This window comes from Moorena sp. SIO3B2, assembly GCF_010692525.1.
GTDB lineage: Bacteria > Cyanobacteriota > Cyanobacteriia > Cyanobacteriales > Coleofasciculaceae > Moorena > Moorena producens.
In genome coordinates, this window is sequence record NZ_JAAHHE010000814.1 from 1 (window position 1) to 1,654 (window position 1,654).

The 1,654-nt window shown below is 36.9% G+C and carries 3 protein-coding genes; all 3 read right to left on the reverse strand.

The genetic code is table 11. The annotated features are described in order from the left end of the window. Window positions 1–425, reverse strand: a 425-nt coding sequence (locus F6K38_RS41355; RefSeq protein ID WP_287360642.1) for a hypothetical protein, incomplete at its 3' end; no start/stop codon positions are given. 8 nt (window positions 426–433) lie between these two features. After that, window positions 434–1,198, reverse strand: coding sequence for an MBL fold metallo-hydrolase (locus tag F6K38_RS41360; RefSeq protein ID WP_287360644.1), 765 nt, complete (start codon window positions 1,196–1,198; stop codon window positions 434–436). Further along, a partial coding sequence (locus F6K38_RS41365; protein WP_287360645.1) for a hypothetical protein occupies window positions 1,182–1,654 on the reverse strand: 473 nt, incomplete at its 5' end. The genes F6K38_RS41365 and F6K38_RS41360, both read right to left, overlap by 17 nt.

A 1,654-nucleotide genomic window follows, 5' to 3' on the forward strand; every position in this document is an offset into this window, starting at 1 on the left:
AATTCCATTTTATGACTTTTGTTTTTGAGAAACAATTCAATATTAGCATTGACGGTGTTACAGTAATCAATACAAATATCAAGTCGTTCGTAATTAAACTGTTTAGGAAGGATTATTGATTCTGAGTAACCTTTAATTATAGGACTATCTAGGCGTTTTGCATAACTTTTAGCCGTTGACATGATATCCCGCTTTAAATGTACATAAAAAGCACAATCTCCATATTTTTTTTCCAAGGAACCGAGAAACCACGACAACCTATTATCTACTTCAATATGATTTTGAGAATATTGAAGGCGCTGATCTCCTATCAAAGATATTCTAGATTCGTGAGATACTGTATAGTTTTGAATATGCTGACAGGCTTTAGCAAATGTTGTAGAGCCACATCTTCCGGTACATAAAACAAAAACATTTGAAAACATAAGTTATCTCAACTCCGGATAACCAGACCATCGTAAGCCATAACGATATTGTGATGAAAATCCTTTATATATGTAAACAGCAACTCTTTGGTTTTAAGATCTGGATACTGTCGAGCCCCAAAATGAGTTATGATCGCCTTCTCAGCATGGGTAGCAGTTAGCACTGTCTTAAGTTGTTCTATGTCAAGATGAAATCCATTTGTTTTCTTTCCTCCAACCGGGCAAGATTCAGCAATGAGAATATCACAATCCTTAGTTATACTCAAGAGAGAATCGCATAAAATGGTATCAACACAATAACAAATAGATGTGTTGTCTAAGTGTAATTGAGCGCCGATGACTGGAGTATTATGTTTTAATGCTTGAGTCTTTATGGTAAAATTATCGAAATTCAAGGTTGTATCTTTAGCCACTCGAATCTCAACAGGAAATCCTAGTTTATCCCTCGGTTTCACAAACGGAAAAGAAAACAAAGTCTCCAAGTAACTCTTTAGACTTTCATGGATTACAATTGTCAGGGAAGCAGGCTGGAACATCGGTAAAATATGTAGCCCATAGCAGTGGTCTAAATGCAGGTGTGAAAGCATAACAGTAACATTTTTACCACGAACGCTTTCTCTGTCTATTTTTCTAACCCCAGTGCCTAAGTCAAATAAAACAATATCTCTCTCATTTACAAATACCCCTACACAATTTGTAGCACCTGATGTGCTGTCAAACCAACCAGATGTTCCGTAAAAGACGATTTCCAATGCTTCAGTCTCCTCTTTCATCAAAGTATCTCTTTATTTTTACAGCATACTTGTTGTTTTCGTTGCGCCATTGCCATGCTCCCCATTGATTAATTTTTAGATAATCAGCGATCGCAAACTTATCATCCTGAATTAATTTGTGGCGATCAGAATAGCGACGATTTTTATAATCTCCCTGAACAATATGATAAATCGTATTTTCTAGGTAAGAAACTCGTCCCTCAATCGTATTAAAAACTTGGTTTCCCCAAGAATGATAGAGATTAGACAGTCCGGGACTTAAAAAAAGCGCTTTAACAAAAATCGAATGATATCCCATAGCGGAGGCCAATAAAACCTTGTCGCCACCTCCCAAAATCATAAAGTCGGGGAAGCCTATCTCTGTTATGGTGGCTGCCTTTGCCGCCCATCCAAAGCCCGGATTACATCCAAGACTTAAGCTGATGCCACTTTTACTGAAATAATCTTTAACTGTAA